The following is a 15,303-nucleotide window of genomic DNA, read 5'->3' as shown; positions in this document are numbered from 1 at the left end:
TTTGTGTGGGTATGGCACTTGTGGTGTGGGATATGCTGTTTTTGGAAAAGAAAAGGGGTTAATATGAGTTATGCTTTAACTTTTGAAAATATTAATGAACAAGACATTATTGATTATGAAAAAAAGTCATAATGTCAATTTAAGAGAGTTTATTGAAAATTTGATTAAACCAAAAGCAAAAGATATAAAAAATTATTCCCAAGCTGAAATTGAGCTTGCCAAAGAAAAGTTAAACGGACAATTTGGCGAGTTTGCTCACTTGGCAACCAAACCTTTGAGTGCCGAAGAAATTAATCTTTGAATTATTGGTTTGATTTAAAACATAAAAGATTATTCCTTATTTTTTTGGAAATGTTATGAATATTTTACCCAGCGAAGAAATTCGTATTCAAGATGGTAGCACGGTTCTACTACATTTTGAAGTCAGCTTGCCCAATGGGACGGTGATTGATAGCACCTTTGGGCGTGATAAGCCCGTCAGTCTTACCATTGGTGATGAAAGTTTGCTCTTGGGTTTTGAGCAGGTACTCATCAACCTAAAAGCAGGCGACACTCGCACCGCTCATCTACCGCCCGAACAGGCGTTTGGTGAGTGGAATGGCGAAAATGTCCAAAGTTTCCCCCGTGCCAAATTTAGCCTATCTGAGCCAAACCCTGTGGTGGGCATGATGATGGAATTTGCTGACAAAGGACAAAACACCTTAGCGGGTGTGATTTGTGAAGTTACAGACGATGAAGTGAAGGTGGATTTTAATCACCCATTGGCAGGGCAGGACGTGTTGTTTAAGGTGCAGATTTTTAAAGTAACGCCAAAAGGGGAAAGTCGCCTAAAATTGGTATAAGGATTATCAAGGAGAAATCATGCCAACCTTTTTATTTGTGCCAGCCACTCGCCTAGACCGTGTCGCCAAAGCGGTGGCGAGCGGTGCGGATAATATCATCATTGACCTAGAAGATGCAGTCATGGATGCTGACAAGGACGAGCTTTATCACGCATTGGGCGAGTTTGCGATGAGCTGGGATTGGCAAGCCTTTGACAAAATTTGGCTACGCATCGTGGGCGTGCGTCATCAGGATTTTGCAGGTGATGTGCGTTTGCTTCATTTGCCCTTTTATGGGGTGGTGCTACCTAAGGTGCAAAGTGCGAGCGATGTGGCGACTTTGTCCGCTTTGACTGATAGGCCCATTTTGGCGGTGGTAGAATGTGCCAAAGGCGTGCTAGCCATTCCGCAGATTGCAGGAGCAGGGGTGTGGGCGATGAGTTATGGCTGTTTGGATTTGGCGACATCGCTTGGGGTCATCATCGGCACGCCGTCCGCACAGGTGCTGTTTGATAGGGTGCGAACGGAGCTGTTGTTGCATTCGGTGGCAAATAAACTACATTCGCCCATTGAGAGTATTTATCCTGATTTTCGTGATGATGTGGGACTGACGGCTTATGTCAAGCATTGGCAGGAGTTTGGTTTTGGTGGTCAGCTACTTATCCACCCCAAGCAAGTGGCAACGGTGCAAGCTTTATCATTTGACGAAAAGCGTTTGGCATTTGCCCAAAAAATCGCCACCCACCACGACACCACAGGCGAGGTGGTGTTTGCCATTGACGGTGTCATGGTGGATTTGCCATTGATAACATGGGCGGGCGATTATGTGGCGAGATTTACAAATCACAAAAGGGCGTAATGTTTTTTTGTGTCCAACTCATGCAATATGATGATGGTTTGTAGGATTGATTGAGCTGTCCATCAGTCTTTGCATATCCGATAAATCGCCACATCCGCCAGTAGGTTGGGGGCTTTTTTGATGGCTTTGTCCATGAGTTTGGCAGGGATTTTGGGGTTTGGGTTGTCGCTGATTGCCACGCTGTCCAAAATTCGAATGTTGTTGTCATGGCACAACCGCTCAAAATCCTTAAAGGTACAAAGATGAATGTTGGGTGTGTCGTACCATGCGTGGGGCAGGGTTTCGCTCATCGGCATGATGCCTTTTACGCCCAAATAAATGCGGTTTTGCCAATAGGCGAAGTTGGGAAAAGTAACAATGCCTTCCTTTGCTACCCTTAGCATGTCAAGAAGTAGGGTTTGGGGGTTTTTGACAGCTTGTAAGGCACGAGCCATCACTACTGTGTCAAAACTGTCATCGGCAAAGCGAGCCAAGCCGTCATTTAAATCCTGCTCAATGATGTTTAGCCCTTTGGTGATGGCTTGATTAATGCGGTCGGGGTCAATTTCTAGTCCATAGCCCGTTACGCCCAAATGTGTTTGTAAATGTGCCAAAAGTGTGCCATCGCCACAGCCTAAATCTAGGACTTTGGCGTTTGGTTTTATCCATTTTTCGGCAAGTTGGTGGTCGATGTTCATGGATTTTCCTTATTGTCTTGCCAATTTTGAAATGTCGATTGGACTGATGGTGTCGCCAGTGATTTGTGGTTTTAGGGTGGGGGCGGATAAAAAGCCCTTGATGGCACTCGTGTATCTAGGGATATCAAACAAAAACGAATCATGTCCATGTGGTGCGTCCACATTGACAAAGCTGACGTTCTTGTGATTGGCTGTGAGTGCATCTACGATTTCGATGGAACGCTCAGGGCTAAATCGCCAATCGGTCGTAAATGAGACGATTAAAAATTGGCATTGGGTGCGAGCTAGGGTCTCTTTGAGGGCGGTTTTTTCATCCAAATCCTCAGGCGTGTAATCTCGGGTGGGGTCAAAATAATCAAGTGCCTTTGTCATGAGTAGGTAGGTGTTGGCATCAAAGTTTTTACTAAACCTCTCGCCTTGATAACGCAGGTAGCTCTCCACCTGAAATTCCACATCAAAGCCGTACATGAATTTTCCTGATTTTAAATCTCGCCCAAATTTGGCTTTCATGGCTTCTTCGGTGATGTAGGTGATGTGCCCCACCATGCGAGCAAGTATCAGCCCACGTCTGGGGTAAGTGCCATGTTTTAGATACCAACCGTCATGAAAATCAGGGTCAGATAGGATAGACTGACGAGCCACTTCGTTAAAGGCGATGTTTTGGGCGGAGAGTTTGGGGGTGCTGGCAATGATGACAGCACGGGCAAGGCGGTCAGGATAATCCACCGACCATTGCAAGGCTTGCATGCCCCCCATAGAGCCACCGATGATGGCATGCCATTTGTATATACCTAGACGGTCAGAGAGCATGACTTGGGTTTTGACCCAGTCTTTGATGGTGATGAGTGGAAAATCCGCTCCCCAAAGTTCGCCTGTGGCAGGGTTGATGGTCGTGGGTCCTGTTGAGCCATGACATGAGCCGATGTTGTTGAGGCACACCACAAAAAATTGATTGGTATCAATCGCCTTACCTTTGCCGATAAGGGCGTCCCACCAGCCTGCTTTGGTGTCGCTTTCGCTGTGGTAGCCTGCGGCATGGTGTGAGCCTGATAGGGCGTGGCAGATGAGAATGGCGTTCGTTTTGTCGGCATTTAGTTCGCCATAAGTTTCAATCACCAAATCAAAACTTGGCAAAACCCGCTCGCATTCTAAGTGCAATGGTTCGTCAAAATGCAGGGTTTGGGGCGTAACGATACCCACCGAAGTGGGGTCTAGATAGGGGGGTGTTTTGTCCACGATGTCGCTCTTGTTGTTTTTTGATTTTTTTGGGTTTACATTTTAAGACCAAATTGGGGATTTTACAAGAAAAAGTTGGCTGGTGTTTGCTGGTCTATGCCAAGCATTTTTTGCTGTGCCATTCCAAATAACCACCCAAAAACACCGCCGCCACCCCAAGCGAGACAACCAATGCGGTCCAAAAACCATAAATACCCATGCCAAAATAAAACGCCAGCACCACGCCAGGTAGTAGTCCACACCCCCAAAAGGCGATGATGTGAATTATCATGGGAATGGTGGTTACTTTATAGCCACGCAGGGCATAACTTGCCACGCATTGTACCGCATCCACCAGTTGAAATGCGGCGGCGTAGAGTAATATGCTGGTAGTAACGGCGATGACGGCAAGGTCGCTGGTGTATAATTTGCTCAGAAATTCTCTACCCGCCACCAAGAGTGTCGCCGTCAAAAACGAAATGATAATCGATGAGGATAGTGCCACGCCACTACTATATCGTGCGTGGGCTGGGTTTTGTTGTCCTATCGCCATGCCAACTCGTACGGTGCTGGCGATACCCATGCTTTGGGGTATCATAAAAATAAGACTGGTTAGGCTAATGGCGATTTGCTGGGCAGCGACATAATTTTCGGTATTGCCATCTAATTTGGCAACCAAAAACATGATACAGCTAAATAGGCTAACCTCAATAAAGAACGACAAACCAATGGGAATACCAAGTCGTGTGATGTCGCCAAATAATTTTAGATTGGGCGGGCTAAATTTATCCATCAGACCAAATTTGGTAAAATAGCTGTCTTTGGCGATATATATCCCCAGCACGATGGCATTAATCCAAAAGACAATGGCGGTGGCAAGACCACAGCCTGCCCCACCTAAGGCAGGCATGCCAAACTTACCATAGACAAAAAGATAATTTAGAGGGATATTAGCAAAAAAACATAGCCAACTGACAATCATGATGACTTTGGGTTTATTGAGGCTGGACGCATAGGCGTGTAGCCCACGATGTATCATGGCGGCAGGCATGGCAAGCCCAACAAACCAGAGGTATTGCTTGGTGGTGTCAAGGGTGTGTGTGCTTAGATGTCCAAAATAACGCTCAAAGGGTATCAGACATAGCCAGACAAGAGCCATGCCAATCACGCCAATGACCAGCCCATACCACAGGCTTTGTCGTCCTAGCTCTCCGATGTTGGTTGTGGTGGTCTTATCGTCTTTGGTGGCACCGTATTCTTGGGCAATCATTGGATTGAGTGCGGTCATCACACCCATGAGCGTGATATAAATGGTAATAAAAACGCTGTTACCCAGCCCCACCGCCGACAAATCCTCTTTGCTGACACTACCTGCCATGACGGTATCGACAAACCCTGTCCCCACCTGAGCCACTTGGGATAGTAACATGGGTAGGGCAAGCGTGACGAGTGCAAAAAGCTCTTTTTTATAATCAGTAAAGGTGCGTTGGTTTAGGTCAAACAACATGGATTTATTAAGCCAAAAGTGGATATTTTAACACAAATCTCGTCTAGAACAGGCATTTTGGTCGGTCTAATTTATCAAAAAAATGACACCAGCGACTTGCCAGTGTCATGATTTTTATGTAAGGGGTTTGTAATATTTGTGCTTATTAAGTTTGTTGTCAAGCAGGCGAAATAACCCTAAAATTACCCAAGAAATCAGCAAATAAATCACGCCTACCGCAAAATAAATCTCAAAGGTTAGGTAGGTCTTGGCGATGATGAGTTTGGAGGTGTATATCAAATCCACCACCGTGATGGCACTGGCAAGAGCAGAGCCTTTTAGCATAAAAATCACTTCGCTACTGTATGCAGGTATCATGATGCCAAAGGCACGTGGTAGGGTGATTCGTGTGAATTTTTGGAATTTAGACATGCCTAAGGCATCTGCCGCTTCAAGCTCGCCTTTGGGAACTGCTTGAATGGCACCACGAATGATTTCAGCGACATAGGCAGCGGTATTTAGCGTAAAGGCGATGATGGCACACCAGTAGGCTTGACTAAGCACAGGCTCCCATAAGATACTCTCTTGAATGCTCTTAAATTGCCCTAAGCCATAATAAATCAGGTAAATTTGCACCAATAATGGCGTGCCACGAAAAAAGAAAATGTACAAAAATGGAAAAACCTGCACCAAAGGGTTTTTGGATAACCGAAGTAATGCCAAAATCAAACCAAGCACCAACCCAATGGCACTAGACAACACCACCAGCTCAACGGTAGTGGCGGAGGCTTTTAGAAGTTCAGGGAAATAGGTAATGATTGCTTGCCAGTTCCAGTTCATGCTCTAATCCCTGTTTTTTGCTTGGTGAGTTGTTTGGCGTAGCGTTTGGCTGGGTTTGCTCGCCATTCGCCAAAACTGATGACTGCGGTAACCACCACCGTGAGACATAGATAGATAATGGCTGCCATCAAAAAGAAGGTAAATGGCTCTTGGGTGGATTGACCTGCACGTGATGAAAAGTACATGAGGTCTTGTAGTCCGATGAGTGATACCAGAGCCGTGTCTTTTAGGAGTACCAGCGTCAAATTGCCCAAGCCAGGTAGAGCCACCGCCCACATTTGTGGCAAAATAATCCGAAAAAACGTCTGGGTGGGTCTCATGCCGAGCGACTGAGCAGATTCCCATTGTCCTTTGGGGATTTCTTGGATTGCCATGCGAAATACTTCGGTGGCATACGCCCCAAACATGAATGACAATGCCGCCACCCCAGCCCAAAAACTGCTGATGTCAATGCGACCTGTATGTCCAAAGACGGTTTTGGCGATGTAAGCAATAAAAATCCCACCCCCAAAATACACGGCAAACACCACAAGTAGCTCAGGAATGCCACGCACGACAGTGGTGTAAATGTCGGCAAGTTTTTTAAAAATCCAAATGGGCGAGAGTTTGGCAGTTGCTCCAATTAGCCCAAAAATTAACCCAAAAATCAGACTGGTAATACCCAGCTTGATGGTTAAAATCGTGCCTTGCCAAAGCAAATTGCCGTATCCGTGTAATTCTAGCATGGTGTTTTTTTGGTTGTTGGTATTAAAAATAAAATAGACAGAACGCCTGTCTATTTTTAGTGTCGCAATTACAAAGGGTATGCTCGCCAAAGTGGGCTGACATACCCCAACTGCCTATTTTACCAAATTTTTTATGAAAAAGTGCTTATTTTTTCAAAACATACGTTCACTTTTCTTTATTTAGCATGGATTCGCCAAAGTGTTTGACAACAATACTGTCGTAAGTACCGTCTGCCTTGATGTCGGCAAGGGCTTGATTAAACTTGCCAAGCAGTTCGTCATTGCCTTTATTGACGGCAATGGCAAATTTATCATTAATGTCAATTTCATCGCCCTTAATGCTAAAATTTTTACCCAAATCACTGCCTAGCCATTGTAGTGCTGGTAGTTTGTCGCTGATGACGGCATCGGCACGGTTATTACCCAAGTCCATAAAGGCATTATCAAGCGTACTGTGTAGGGTTGGAGTAACCTCAGGGTAGGCTTGGGTTAGCCATTGGCTTGAAATGGTCGAGCCTTGTGCAGAAATTTTGGCACTTTTGATGTGGTCGCTGTTTTTGGGGTCAAAGCTACTGTCGTTTTTGGCGACAAATACCAGCGTATTAATAAAATATGGTTCACTAAAACTAACCTGTTCAGAACGCTCTGGTGTTATGCTCATGGCGGAGACGATGGCATCAAATTTATCGGTTTTTAGGGCGGGAATGATACCGTCCCAGTCTTGGGCATCAATTTGGCAAGTTACCGCCATTTTTTGACATAAGGCTTGTGCGATGTCCACGTCAAATCCAGCCAGCGAACCATCGTTGTTGGTGTAGTTAAAGGGAGCATAAGCCCCTTCGGTGGCGATACGCAAGGTTTGGGCGGTTTTGGTTGGCGTGCTGGCGTTTGTGGAGCTGTCGTTGTTGCAAGCGGTTAAAGCCATAATACTAAGCAAGATGGGTGCTAGGGTATATTTCATGATGAACTCCGTAAAACAAAAGGCATGAGTATCTCTCCCATGCCTGCTTGATTATTGGGTTTTGGTTTCGTCAGTGGTGGTATCCTCTAATGAAGTTGCTGGGGCGGTGGTGTCAAAGTACTTAGCAACGATGGCATCATACTCGCCACTATCTTTTAGGCTGGCAAGGGCGGTGTCGAATTCTTGTTTTAGGTGGTCGCCCTTGCGTACAGCAATACCAACTTTATCATTGATGTCGATGGGGTTGCCTTTAATCTCAAAATTTGCTCCCTGCTCTGTTTTTAGCCAATCAGAAGCGGGTACAAAATCTGCCAGCATGTACTGAATACGACCTGCTGTCAAATCAAGATGGACGTTATCTTGTTTATCATAAGCCTTAACGATAGCTTTGGGTTGGTGTGTGGCAAGGTAATCGCCCGAAACGGTAGATTGCTGCACACCGACAGTTTTATCTGCCAGCCCATCTATCGTGATATCATCGCCTTTTTTGCCCACAAGAATAAGTTTGTTGTCAAAATACGACTCGGAAAAATCCACGACCTGCAAGCGGTCAGGTGTGATGGACATGCCTGCCATAATCGCATCTGATTTATTGGCGTGTAGACTGGGGATTAGGCTATCCCAATCTTGACTTTGGATATCGCAAGTTGCGTTCATCTTGGCACACAGTGCGTGAGCAAGGTCAATCTCAAAGCCTACGACATTGCCTGTGTTATCCAGATAGCTAAATGGCTTAAAGCTAGATTCGGTGGCGATGATAAGGTTTTTGCTCTCGCTCGGAGCTGTACCCGCCTTAGGGGCTTCGCTGGGCTTATCACTACCGCAGGCAGTCAGTAGAGTGGCGCTGGCAAGTAGTGTGCCACACAGGAGTTTCTTGGTTGGTGTTATCATTATTTTATACTCATTTGGCAGAGTCTTTTGACTCTGATGTATTTTCTTCTGATGAAAGTTGGGTCTCATCAGGGTTTTGGGTGGTGTCAGTCTCGGCTTTTGGGGCGTTATCGCCAAAATGTAGTTTTTCAAGCTTGGCAAGCTCGCCGTTTTCTTTTAGGGTGGCAAGTGCTTTATCAAAGTCTGCTTTTAGGGCATCGCCTTTGCGTACAGCAATGCCAAGATTGTCGTTATTGTCAATCTCATCGCCAATCAAGCCAAAGCCATCGCTGTTTTGTTTTAGCCAATCCATTGCAGAGACTTTTTCTGCCATGACTGCTTGGTTGCGACCCGCTTTTAGGTCGAGGTAGGAGTTGATGTAGGTATCGTACAACTGTACACGGTTTCCGTCTTTGCCATCGTAGTTTTTGGTGATGTAATCTGCCCCTGTGGTGGAACGCTGACTGCCTAGTACCAGACCTTTGATGTTATTTGGATCAAACGAACCGTCATTTTTGGCAAGCCATACGATGGCGTTGCTAAAATAAGGGGTAGAAAAATCCACCTGTGCTTCACGTTCTGGGGTGATGGACATGCCTGCGATGACTGCGTCGTATTTATTGGTAAGTAGACCAGGTAGCAAGCCGTCCCAATCTTGGGCAACGATGTCGCATTTGGCTTTAATTTGGGCGCACACAGCGTTAATCACATCGACATCAAAACCAACAATTTTACCATCTGCACTGGTGTCATTAAAGGGAGGGTAATTGGCTTCGGTGGCGATAACAAGGCTTTTGCCTTCGCTGGGGGCTAGGGTGTTGTCTGCCTTAGGGGCTTCGCTGGGCTTGTCGCCACCGCAGGCGGTTAGTAGGGCAGTGCTGGCAAGTAGGCTAAGTGTTAATTTGGAAATTTTCATAAGAGTCGTCCTTTGTTGGCTAAGATTATATGTGAAAATTAGCTTTGGTGTGATGCCATGAATTCTTTTACACGTTCGGATTTGGGATTCTCAAAGACTTCAGTGGGCGTTCCCATTTCTTCGATACGTCCTTGATGTAAAAACACCACTTTGGTGGAAACTTCTTTGGCAAATCGCATTTCGTGAGTTACAATCAGCATGGTACGCCCCTCACTGGCAAGCTCACGCATGACAGCAAGTACTTCATTGACAAGCTCTGGGTCAAGGGCAGAAGTCGGCTCATCAAAGAGCAGTACTTTTGGTTTCATTGCCAAAGCACGAGCGATAGCCACACGCTGACGTTGACCGCCTGATAGGTTATCAGGATAGGCACTTTTTTTATCGAGCAGTCCTACTTTATCAAGCAAGCGTTCGGCTTCTGCGACGGCTGTCTGCTTGTCAATGCCTAGCACGTGAATGGGGGCTTCGGTGATGTTTTCTAAGATGGTTTTGTGTGGCCATAGATTAAAGGATTGGAACACAAACCCAATCTCTGAGCGGAGCTTTTCGAGCTGTTTGGGGTTTTTGGCAACCAATTCGCCTGATTTTGGGGTTAAAAGAAGCTCCTCTTGACCGACAAAAATCTTGCCAGAGCTGGGCTTTTCAAGTAGGTTGATGCAGCGAAGTAGGGTGGATTTGCCAGAGCCAGACGACCCCAAGATGCTAATAACGTCGCCATCATAAGCAGTCAAGGACACGCCTTTTAATACTTCAAGCGAGCCATAGCTTTTATGGATATCTTGCAAATCTAAGGCGATAGGGCGGTCTGTCATAATATTCTCAAAATCACTAAATATAAACCCTATATTTTGAACAAAACTAACCAAAAAGGCAAATCTTTTTTGTCAATTTTTTAATATTTTTGCAAATTTTTAAGATTTTTCAAAATGGATTTAAAAAATCAATCAAAATGGCAAAATTTGGCAATTTTGTGGTTAAATTGTGTTATAATTAAGCATTTTAAGTTAAATCATCACGGTGAGCCATGCCTGATATCCAAAAAGCCATGAATGCCTCCCAAAACATGGGGCTACTTAGTCGTCTGTGGCAGGGGTTTTTGACAACTGTTGGCACGGAGCGATTTTTTAAGATTTTTTCGCCATGGGTTAAGTGGCTTGGGCTGATTGCGTTTGTTTTGCTTAGTGTTGGTACGGTTTGGGGCTTGGCATTTGCACCGACAGATTATCTGCAAAAAGACAGTTACCGCATTATCTTTATCCATGTGCCAAGTGCTTCAATAGCGATGAGTGTGTATTTGGCGATGGCGGTGCTTGGCGTGATTTTTTTGGTATGGAAAATTAAAACCGCCAATATTGTCGCTCAGGCGATTGCTCCGATTGGGCTGATGGCATGCGTATTGGCTCTTTTGACGGGGTCGATTTGGGGTAAGCCCACGTGGGGGACGTACTGGGTGTGGGACGCTCGTCTAACGTCCATGTTGATTTTGGCGTTTTTGTATATTGGGGTAATCTCATTGTTTAGTGCCTTTGAGCATAGTCAAAATCGTGGCAAGGCAGCGGCGATACTCTCGGTGGTGGGGGCGGTTAATCTACCCATCATTAAGTACTCGGTGGAATGGTGGAATACCCTACATCAGGGTTCGACCTTTACCATCACAAACGCCCCAAAAATGCCAGCGTCCATGTGGGTGCCACTGCTTGTCATGATATTGGGGGCGTATTTTTTGGTGGCGTGTTTGGCAATTTACCGCACCAATTCTTTGATTTTACAACGTGAACATAACAAAGCATGGGTAGCCAAATGGCTATCTACCCAAAAATAGCCAGCTAAGGTAGCAAGCGATGACTCCGTATTTTTCTAGTTTTCAAGAATTTTTACACATGGGTGGTTTGGGCGTTTATGTGTGGACATGTTACGTCATTACCTTTGGGTGTGTGCTTGGGTTGATTATCTATGTTAGAGGTGAACGCAAACGCACCATTGCCAAGCTAAGACGTCACAATCAACACACCTCAAAACTTACAAACAAACAGCGTCAAGCATTGGCAAAGGGGTAAATCATGAATAATACACGCCAAAAGAAGCTCATGTGGGTGCTTGCCATGCTCGTTGGTGTGGCGGTAGCGGTGGGGCTGATTTTATATGCCATTCGTCAGCAAACGGATTATTATTTTGACCCAACCGCCATCAGTGCAGGTCAAGCCCCAGAGGGCAAGCGAATCAGAGCTGGGGGTATGGTGGTGGCAGGCAGTGTCAAGCGAGATGTGAATGACCCTGTCAATATCCAGTTTAGTATCACAGATTATAAGGCGGTCGTGCCTGTTACTTATCGTGGGGTATTGCCCGATTTGTTTGCTGAAAATTCTGGTGTGGTTGCCACAGGCGAATTAAAAGACGGTGTCTTTGTGGCAAGTGCTGTACTTGCCAAACATGACGAAAACTACATGCCGCCAGAGGTCGCCAAATCCCTCAAAACCGAGCATGCCGAACGTGGCACTGATGTCAATAATGGTCAGTTCGTCCCAGCCACAAGCATGGCAGAGATAGATGAGCGTAATGCACAGAACGCTCCCTCCCAAAATCCGTGAAACAGCCCATAAAAAATCCCCAGTAAGGGGATTTTTGATTTAGAATACTTGCTTGCCGAAGTTTGCAGGTTCGCTGTCTTTTTGCTCGTCCACAGTAGGATAACGAGTGCGGTCATCTTGTGAGAATGAGCTTTGTTTTTTCATGACTTGGTCAGCAGTTTTTGTCATGGCGTTACAGCCTGTTAGGGCAAGGGCGATTAGGGCAACGAGACCGATGTGTTTCATAGGATATCCTCAGAAAGTAGGTGGAACAAAAAAGTTGTGCAACAACACTTAAAATACTGCAAGAATCATGCCAATCTCTCATGACGCTCAAAGCAAAATGCCACACCATTTTTGCTGACATGTGCTTCACTTTTTACTCTCCGAAAGTTGCTGGGAATGGCAGGGTAAAAAGCATCGCCCCCAATGTCCAAATCCACCCGTGTGATTTCTAAAATATCTGCAATATCAATGCTTTGGCGGTAAATCTCACCCCCACCGATGATGAATAATTTGCCATTATCACAATCATCGCTTGCCAGCTCCAACGCACACTCTAAATTGTGAGCAACTTTGACGCCATCGGCTGTCCACGCCGTATCTCGGGTAATGACCCAATTTATCCGATTGGGCAAGGGTCTGCCCAGACTCTCAAAGGTCTTTCGCCCCATGACGACCACACCCCCTGTGGTGATTGCCTTAAAATGCTTTAAGTCCTCAGGGATATGCCACGCAAGCTGATTGTCCTTGCCAATGCAATGCTTGCGGTCAATGGCGACCACATGGACGATTTGAATGTTTTTCATGGTGTGTTACTCGTTGAATTTATTGTATTTTATGCGATTTTGGCGGTTTTTCAAAGTGTTATTTGGCATTGAAAGTGCTATAATGCCAATATGCCCATTTAGGATTTTATCATGTTTCATAAACTCGCCAAAACCGCTCGCACATTTGCCAAAAGCCATTTTAATCTTAATAACCCCACCGCCACCAAAGCATTTTTAAACCTATATTCACCTTATGTCGGTGCAGGGGTAAAAGTTTTGGAAGTCAATTATGATGAAGGCTTTATCAAAGTCTCTATGCCCCTCACTTGGCGAAATAAAAACATCGTTGGTACGCAATTTGGCGGAAGTTTATACAGTATGACCGACCCATTTTTTATGACGCTGTTAATGCAAAAATTAGGTTCGGAATATGTGGTGTGGGATAAATCCGCCTATATTGATTTTATCAAAGCAGGGACTTCGGATGTATTTGCCACTTTTAAGATTGATAATCAAGAAATAGAAACCGTCAAAGAACTCGCCAAAGACGGCAAAGCGGTATTTAGAGAATATGAAGTGGATATTGTTGATGTCAATGGCGAAGTGATTGCCAAAGTTAAAAAGACTTTATATATTCGTCTAAGAGCATTTAGTAAATCGGCTGGGTTTGTTAGTCGGTTTTGAAAAATGGCAATAAACCCAATGTGATATTGGGTTTATTTTAAGCCGATTATCCTTGCAATACCCCAAAGACATCAATGCCGATATCGCCATGCAAATCCACCAAATCAAGAAGCACCAATGCTCCAAGCACCTCATGCCCTGCTTGCTGACAAAGTTCGTTGGTTGCTGATAATGTACCGCCTGTCGCTAAAACATCATCAATAATCAACACCTTGCTACAAGGTAGGTCGCAACTCATTTCAAGCGTATCACTACCGTATTCCAAATCATAACTAAAACGATGCACGGGCGGAGGTAGCTTGCCTTGTTTTCTGACCAAAATTAAGGGCTTGCCTGTTTTGGCTGCCAAGATGCTCGCCAAAATAAAACCACGAGATTCTATGGCACACAAAAAATCCGCTTGGGCATAAAGCTCGCTTGGCACAGTATTTAAAAGAGCCTCCGCCAGTAAATTAATTTGTCCATTTAATAAAGGCGTGATGTCATAAAAACTAATACCTTGTTTGGGAAAATCAGGCACAGTTCGAATATATCGCCAAAGAGGGTGGGTTTTGTTAGTCATGTTTTTTACCTACATTAAATGTTGTTGCAGTTAATCATACCGCAACAGGAGCTTTTATTCTTTCGTGCGATTGATAATTCACAATCTTTATATCCTCAAAGTTAAATTCAAATAAATCCTTAACATCAGGGTTTAATTCCAACCTGCAAAGTGGTAAAGGCTTGCGGGTTAATTGCAGTTTGGCTTGTTCAAAATGATTATGATACAAATGCGTATCGCCCCCCGTCCAAATAAATTCACCCACTTCTAAATCACACACTTGGGCAATCATATGCGTTAAAAGGGCGTAACTGGCAATATTAAACGGCACGCCCAAAAAGACATCGGCACTTCTTTGATAAAGCTGGCAAGAAAGTTTATTATTGACCACAAAAAACTGAAACAGAGTATGACAAGGCGGTAAAGCCACCTGCCCTGCCTCAATCGGATTCCAGCCAGAGACAATCAGACGGCGAGAATTGGGATTGGTTTTGATTTCGTTAATTAGCCAAGACAGTTGGTCAAAGCCGTCTGTATTGTAGTCGCCATTGTCATTTTTGCTTGCCCCAAAATTACGCCATTGATGACCATAGACCGCCCCCAAATCGCCTGCTTGCCGTCCAAATCTGGCGGTTTGCTCAGCCGTTGCCCATTCGTCCCAAATGGTTACGCCATTGTCTTGTAAATATTTGACATTGGTATCGCCTTTAATAAACCACAAAAGCTCATAAATAATGGATTTCATATGGACTTTTTTGGTGGTGAGTAGAGGAAAACCGTCCGCCAAATTAAACCGCATTTGATAACCAAACACCGAGCGAGTGCCTGTACCTGTACGGTCGCCTTTATCATCGCCATTGTTTAGGATATGAGAGAGAAGTTCTAGGTATTGTTTCATGGGTTTTTCTCTTTTAATAAGTGTTCAAAAAATGCCACTGTGGTTTCGGTATCAAAATAATGCTCATCTAGGCGAATATAAGTGGCATTTACTTTGGCAAATTGTTGCCAATCGCCTATTTCATCTTGATAAATAAACGCTAATGTATATATCAATTTGCCTGAACCATGATGCTTTACTTCATGGAAGTGTAGTTTACACGCTTCATAGGATAAATATCTGGGTTTGATAAGTCCATGTTCTACAAAAGCGATTTTGTCAGGATATAATATCAGTTTTGGTTTTTGATATAAAAATGTCATGACAGCAAACAAGATAAACATGACAATGCCAAATGTCGTACCAAACATATTTTTGTCAATAAGACCAGCAATTGCAAAAAATAAAGAAATCAGTGGAAAAAATACAGTAAAAATAAGACCGATACGCCCAAAATAAACATAAACCCCAATTGGAAATTCAAAAGTTTTGCC

At 44.6% G+C, this 15,303-nt stretch carries 21 protein-coding genes; 7 read left to right on the top strand and 14 right to left on the bottom strand.

Annotated features, from left to right (window positions below; translation table 11 throughout):
* Positions 1-115: 115 nt before the first annotated feature.
* From Q4B79_RS08965 to Q4B79_RS08955, 3 genes are read left to right on the top strand one after another with little or no spacing between them, the layout of a single operon-like run.
* Positions 116-301, top strand: a complete 186-nt coding sequence (locus Q4B79_RS08965) for a hypothetical protein (protein ID WP_303086080.1) — start codon at positions 116-118, stop codon at positions 299-301.
* Between the two features lie 55 nt (positions 302-356).
* Positions 357-842 carry a peptidylprolyl isomerase gene (locus tag Q4B79_RS08960; protein ID WP_303086079.1) on the top strand — a complete coding sequence of 162 codons (486 nt, stop codon included), beginning with the start codon at positions 357-359 and terminating at the stop codon, positions 840-842.
* Between the two features lie 19 nt (positions 843-861).
* Positions 862-1,680: a CoA ester lyase gene (locus Q4B79_RS08955; protein WP_303086078.1), complete on the top strand. Its 819-nt coding sequence runs from the start codon at positions 862-864 to the stop codon at positions 1,678-1,680.
* Between the two features lie 62 nt (positions 1,681-1,742).
* Here Q4B79_RS08955 and metW read toward each other — a convergent pair whose 3' ends face one another.
* The 9 genes from metW to Q4B79_RS08910 all read right to left on the bottom strand — a co-directional run bounded on the left by metW (position 1,743) and on the right by Q4B79_RS08910 (position 10,182).
* Positions 1,743-2,357: a methionine biosynthesis protein MetW gene (gene metW, locus Q4B79_RS08950; RefSeq protein WP_303086077.1), complete on the bottom strand. Its 615-nt coding sequence runs from the start codon at positions 2,355-2,357 to the stop codon at positions 1,743-1,745.
* Between the two features lie 9 nt (positions 2,358-2,366).
* Complete coding sequence (locus tag Q4B79_RS08945) at positions 2,367-3,593, bottom strand: homoserine O-acetyltransferase (RefSeq protein ID WP_303086076.1); 1,227 nt, start codon at positions 3,591-3,593, stop codon at positions 2,367-2,369.
* 94 nt (positions 3,594-3,687) lie between these two features.
* Entirely contained in the window at positions 3,688-5,079 is a 1,392-nt protein-coding gene (locus Q4B79_RS08940) for an MATE family efflux transporter (protein WP_303086075.1), read from the bottom strand.
* Positions 5,080-5,193: 114 nt separating this feature from the next.
* A complete protein-coding gene (locus Q4B79_RS08935; protein ID WP_303086074.1) occupies positions 5,194-5,898 on the bottom strand; it encodes an ABC transporter permease in 705 nt (234 codons plus the stop codon).
* Positions 5,895-6,623, bottom strand: coding sequence for an ABC transporter permease (locus tag Q4B79_RS08930; RefSeq protein ID WP_303086073.1), 729 nt, complete (start codon positions 6,621-6,623; stop codon positions 5,895-5,897). The genes Q4B79_RS08935 and Q4B79_RS08930 overlap by 4 nt, the downstream gene beginning before the upstream one ends.
* Positions 6,624-6,789: 166 nt before the next feature.
* The gene (locus tag Q4B79_RS08925) at positions 6,790-7,584 is read right to left on the bottom strand and encodes a transporter substrate-binding domain-containing protein (RefSeq protein WP_303086072.1); all 795 of its coding nucleotides are present in this window, start codon (positions 7,582-7,584) and stop codon (positions 6,790-6,792) included.
* A gap of 51 nt (positions 7,585-7,635) precedes the next feature.
* Positions 7,636-8,475, bottom strand: a complete 840-nt coding sequence (locus tag Q4B79_RS08920; protein ID WP_303086071.1) for a transporter substrate-binding domain-containing protein — start codon at positions 8,473-8,475, stop codon at positions 7,636-7,638.
* 10 nt (positions 8,476-8,485) lie between these two features.
* Positions 8,486-9,370 (bottom strand): transporter substrate-binding domain-containing protein, encoded by an 885-nt coding sequence (locus tag Q4B79_RS08915; protein WP_303086070.1) that lies wholly within the window; start codon positions 9,368-9,370, stop codon positions 8,486-8,488.
* Between the two features lie 38 nt (positions 9,371-9,408).
* Positions 9,409-10,182 carry an ABC transporter ATP-binding protein gene (locus Q4B79_RS08910; RefSeq protein WP_303086069.1) on the bottom strand — a complete coding sequence of 258 codons (774 nt, stop codon included), beginning with the start codon at positions 10,180-10,182 and terminating at the stop codon, positions 9,409-9,411.
* A gap of 212 nt (positions 10,183-10,394) precedes the next feature.
* Between Q4B79_RS08910 and ccmC the strand changes: the two genes are divergently transcribed.
* Genes ccmC through ccmE form a run of 3 tightly spaced genes read left to right on the top strand, consistent with a single transcriptional unit; the run spans position 10,395 to position 11,958 of the window.
* A complete protein-coding gene (gene ccmC / locus Q4B79_RS08905) occupies positions 10,395-11,192 on the top strand; it encodes a heme ABC transporter permease CcmC (protein WP_303086068.1) in 798 nt (265 codons plus the stop codon).
* A gap of 19 nt (positions 11,193-11,211) precedes the next feature.
* Positions 11,212-11,427, top strand: a complete 216-nt coding sequence (gene ccmD / locus Q4B79_RS08900) for a heme exporter protein CcmD (RefSeq protein WP_303086067.1) — start codon at positions 11,212-11,214, stop codon at positions 11,425-11,427.
* 3 nt (positions 11,428-11,430) lie between these two features.
* On the top strand, positions 11,431-11,958 hold the full coding sequence (gene ccmE / locus Q4B79_RS08895; protein ID WP_303086066.1) for a cytochrome c maturation protein CcmE: 528 nt from the start codon (positions 11,431-11,433) through the stop codon (positions 11,956-11,958).
* 39 nt (positions 11,959-11,997) lie between these two features.
* On the opposite strand, the gene Q4B79_RS08890 is transcribed toward ccmE, so the two are convergent.
* Together Q4B79_RS08890 and Q4B79_RS08885 are read right to left on the bottom strand one after the other, a co-directional pair.
* Positions 11,998-12,183: a hypothetical protein gene (locus tag Q4B79_RS08890; protein WP_303086065.1), complete on the bottom strand. Its 186-nt coding sequence runs from the start codon at positions 12,181-12,183 to the stop codon at positions 11,998-12,000.
* Between the two features lie 65 nt (positions 12,184-12,248).
* Positions 12,249-12,746, bottom strand: coding sequence for a dihydrofolate reductase (locus tag Q4B79_RS08885; RefSeq protein ID WP_303086064.1), 498 nt, complete (start codon positions 12,744-12,746; stop codon positions 12,249-12,251).
* A gap of 111 nt (positions 12,747-12,857) precedes the next feature.
* Here Q4B79_RS08885 and Q4B79_RS08880 point away from each other — a divergent pair, with 111 nt between their 5' ends.
* The gene (locus tag Q4B79_RS08880) at positions 12,858-13,391 is read left to right on the top strand and encodes a DUF4442 domain-containing protein (protein WP_303086063.1); all 534 of its coding nucleotides are present in this window, start codon (positions 12,858-12,860) and stop codon (positions 13,389-13,391) included.
* A 46-nt stretch (positions 13,392-13,437) separates the two neighbouring features.
* Here Q4B79_RS08880 and Q4B79_RS08875 read toward each other — a convergent pair whose 3' ends face one another.
* From Q4B79_RS08875 to Q4B79_RS08865, 3 genes are all read right to left on the bottom strand, one after another.
* Positions 13,438-13,953: an adenine phosphoribosyltransferase gene (locus Q4B79_RS08875; RefSeq protein WP_303086062.1), complete on the bottom strand. Its 516-nt coding sequence runs from the start codon at positions 13,951-13,953 to the stop codon at positions 13,438-13,440.
* Between the two features lie 34 nt (positions 13,954-13,987).
* The gene (locus Q4B79_RS08870; RefSeq protein WP_303086061.1) at positions 13,988-14,830 is read right to left on the bottom strand and encodes a thymidylate synthase; all 843 of its coding nucleotides are present in this window, start codon (positions 14,828-14,830) and stop codon (positions 13,988-13,990) included.
* Positions 14,827-15,303: hypothetical protein (locus Q4B79_RS08865; protein ID WP_303086060.1), on the bottom strand; the 477-nt coding region annotated here is incomplete at its 5' end. The genes Q4B79_RS08865 and Q4B79_RS08870, both read right to left, overlap by 4 nt.

It is taken from the genome of Moraxella sp., from assembly GCF_030525845.1.
Lineage (GTDB): Bacteria > Pseudomonadota > Gammaproteobacteria > Pseudomonadales > Moraxellaceae > Moraxella.
The sequence above is the reverse complement of the archived record's forward strand: the minus strand, read 5'-3'. Positions and strand labels throughout refer to the sequence as shown.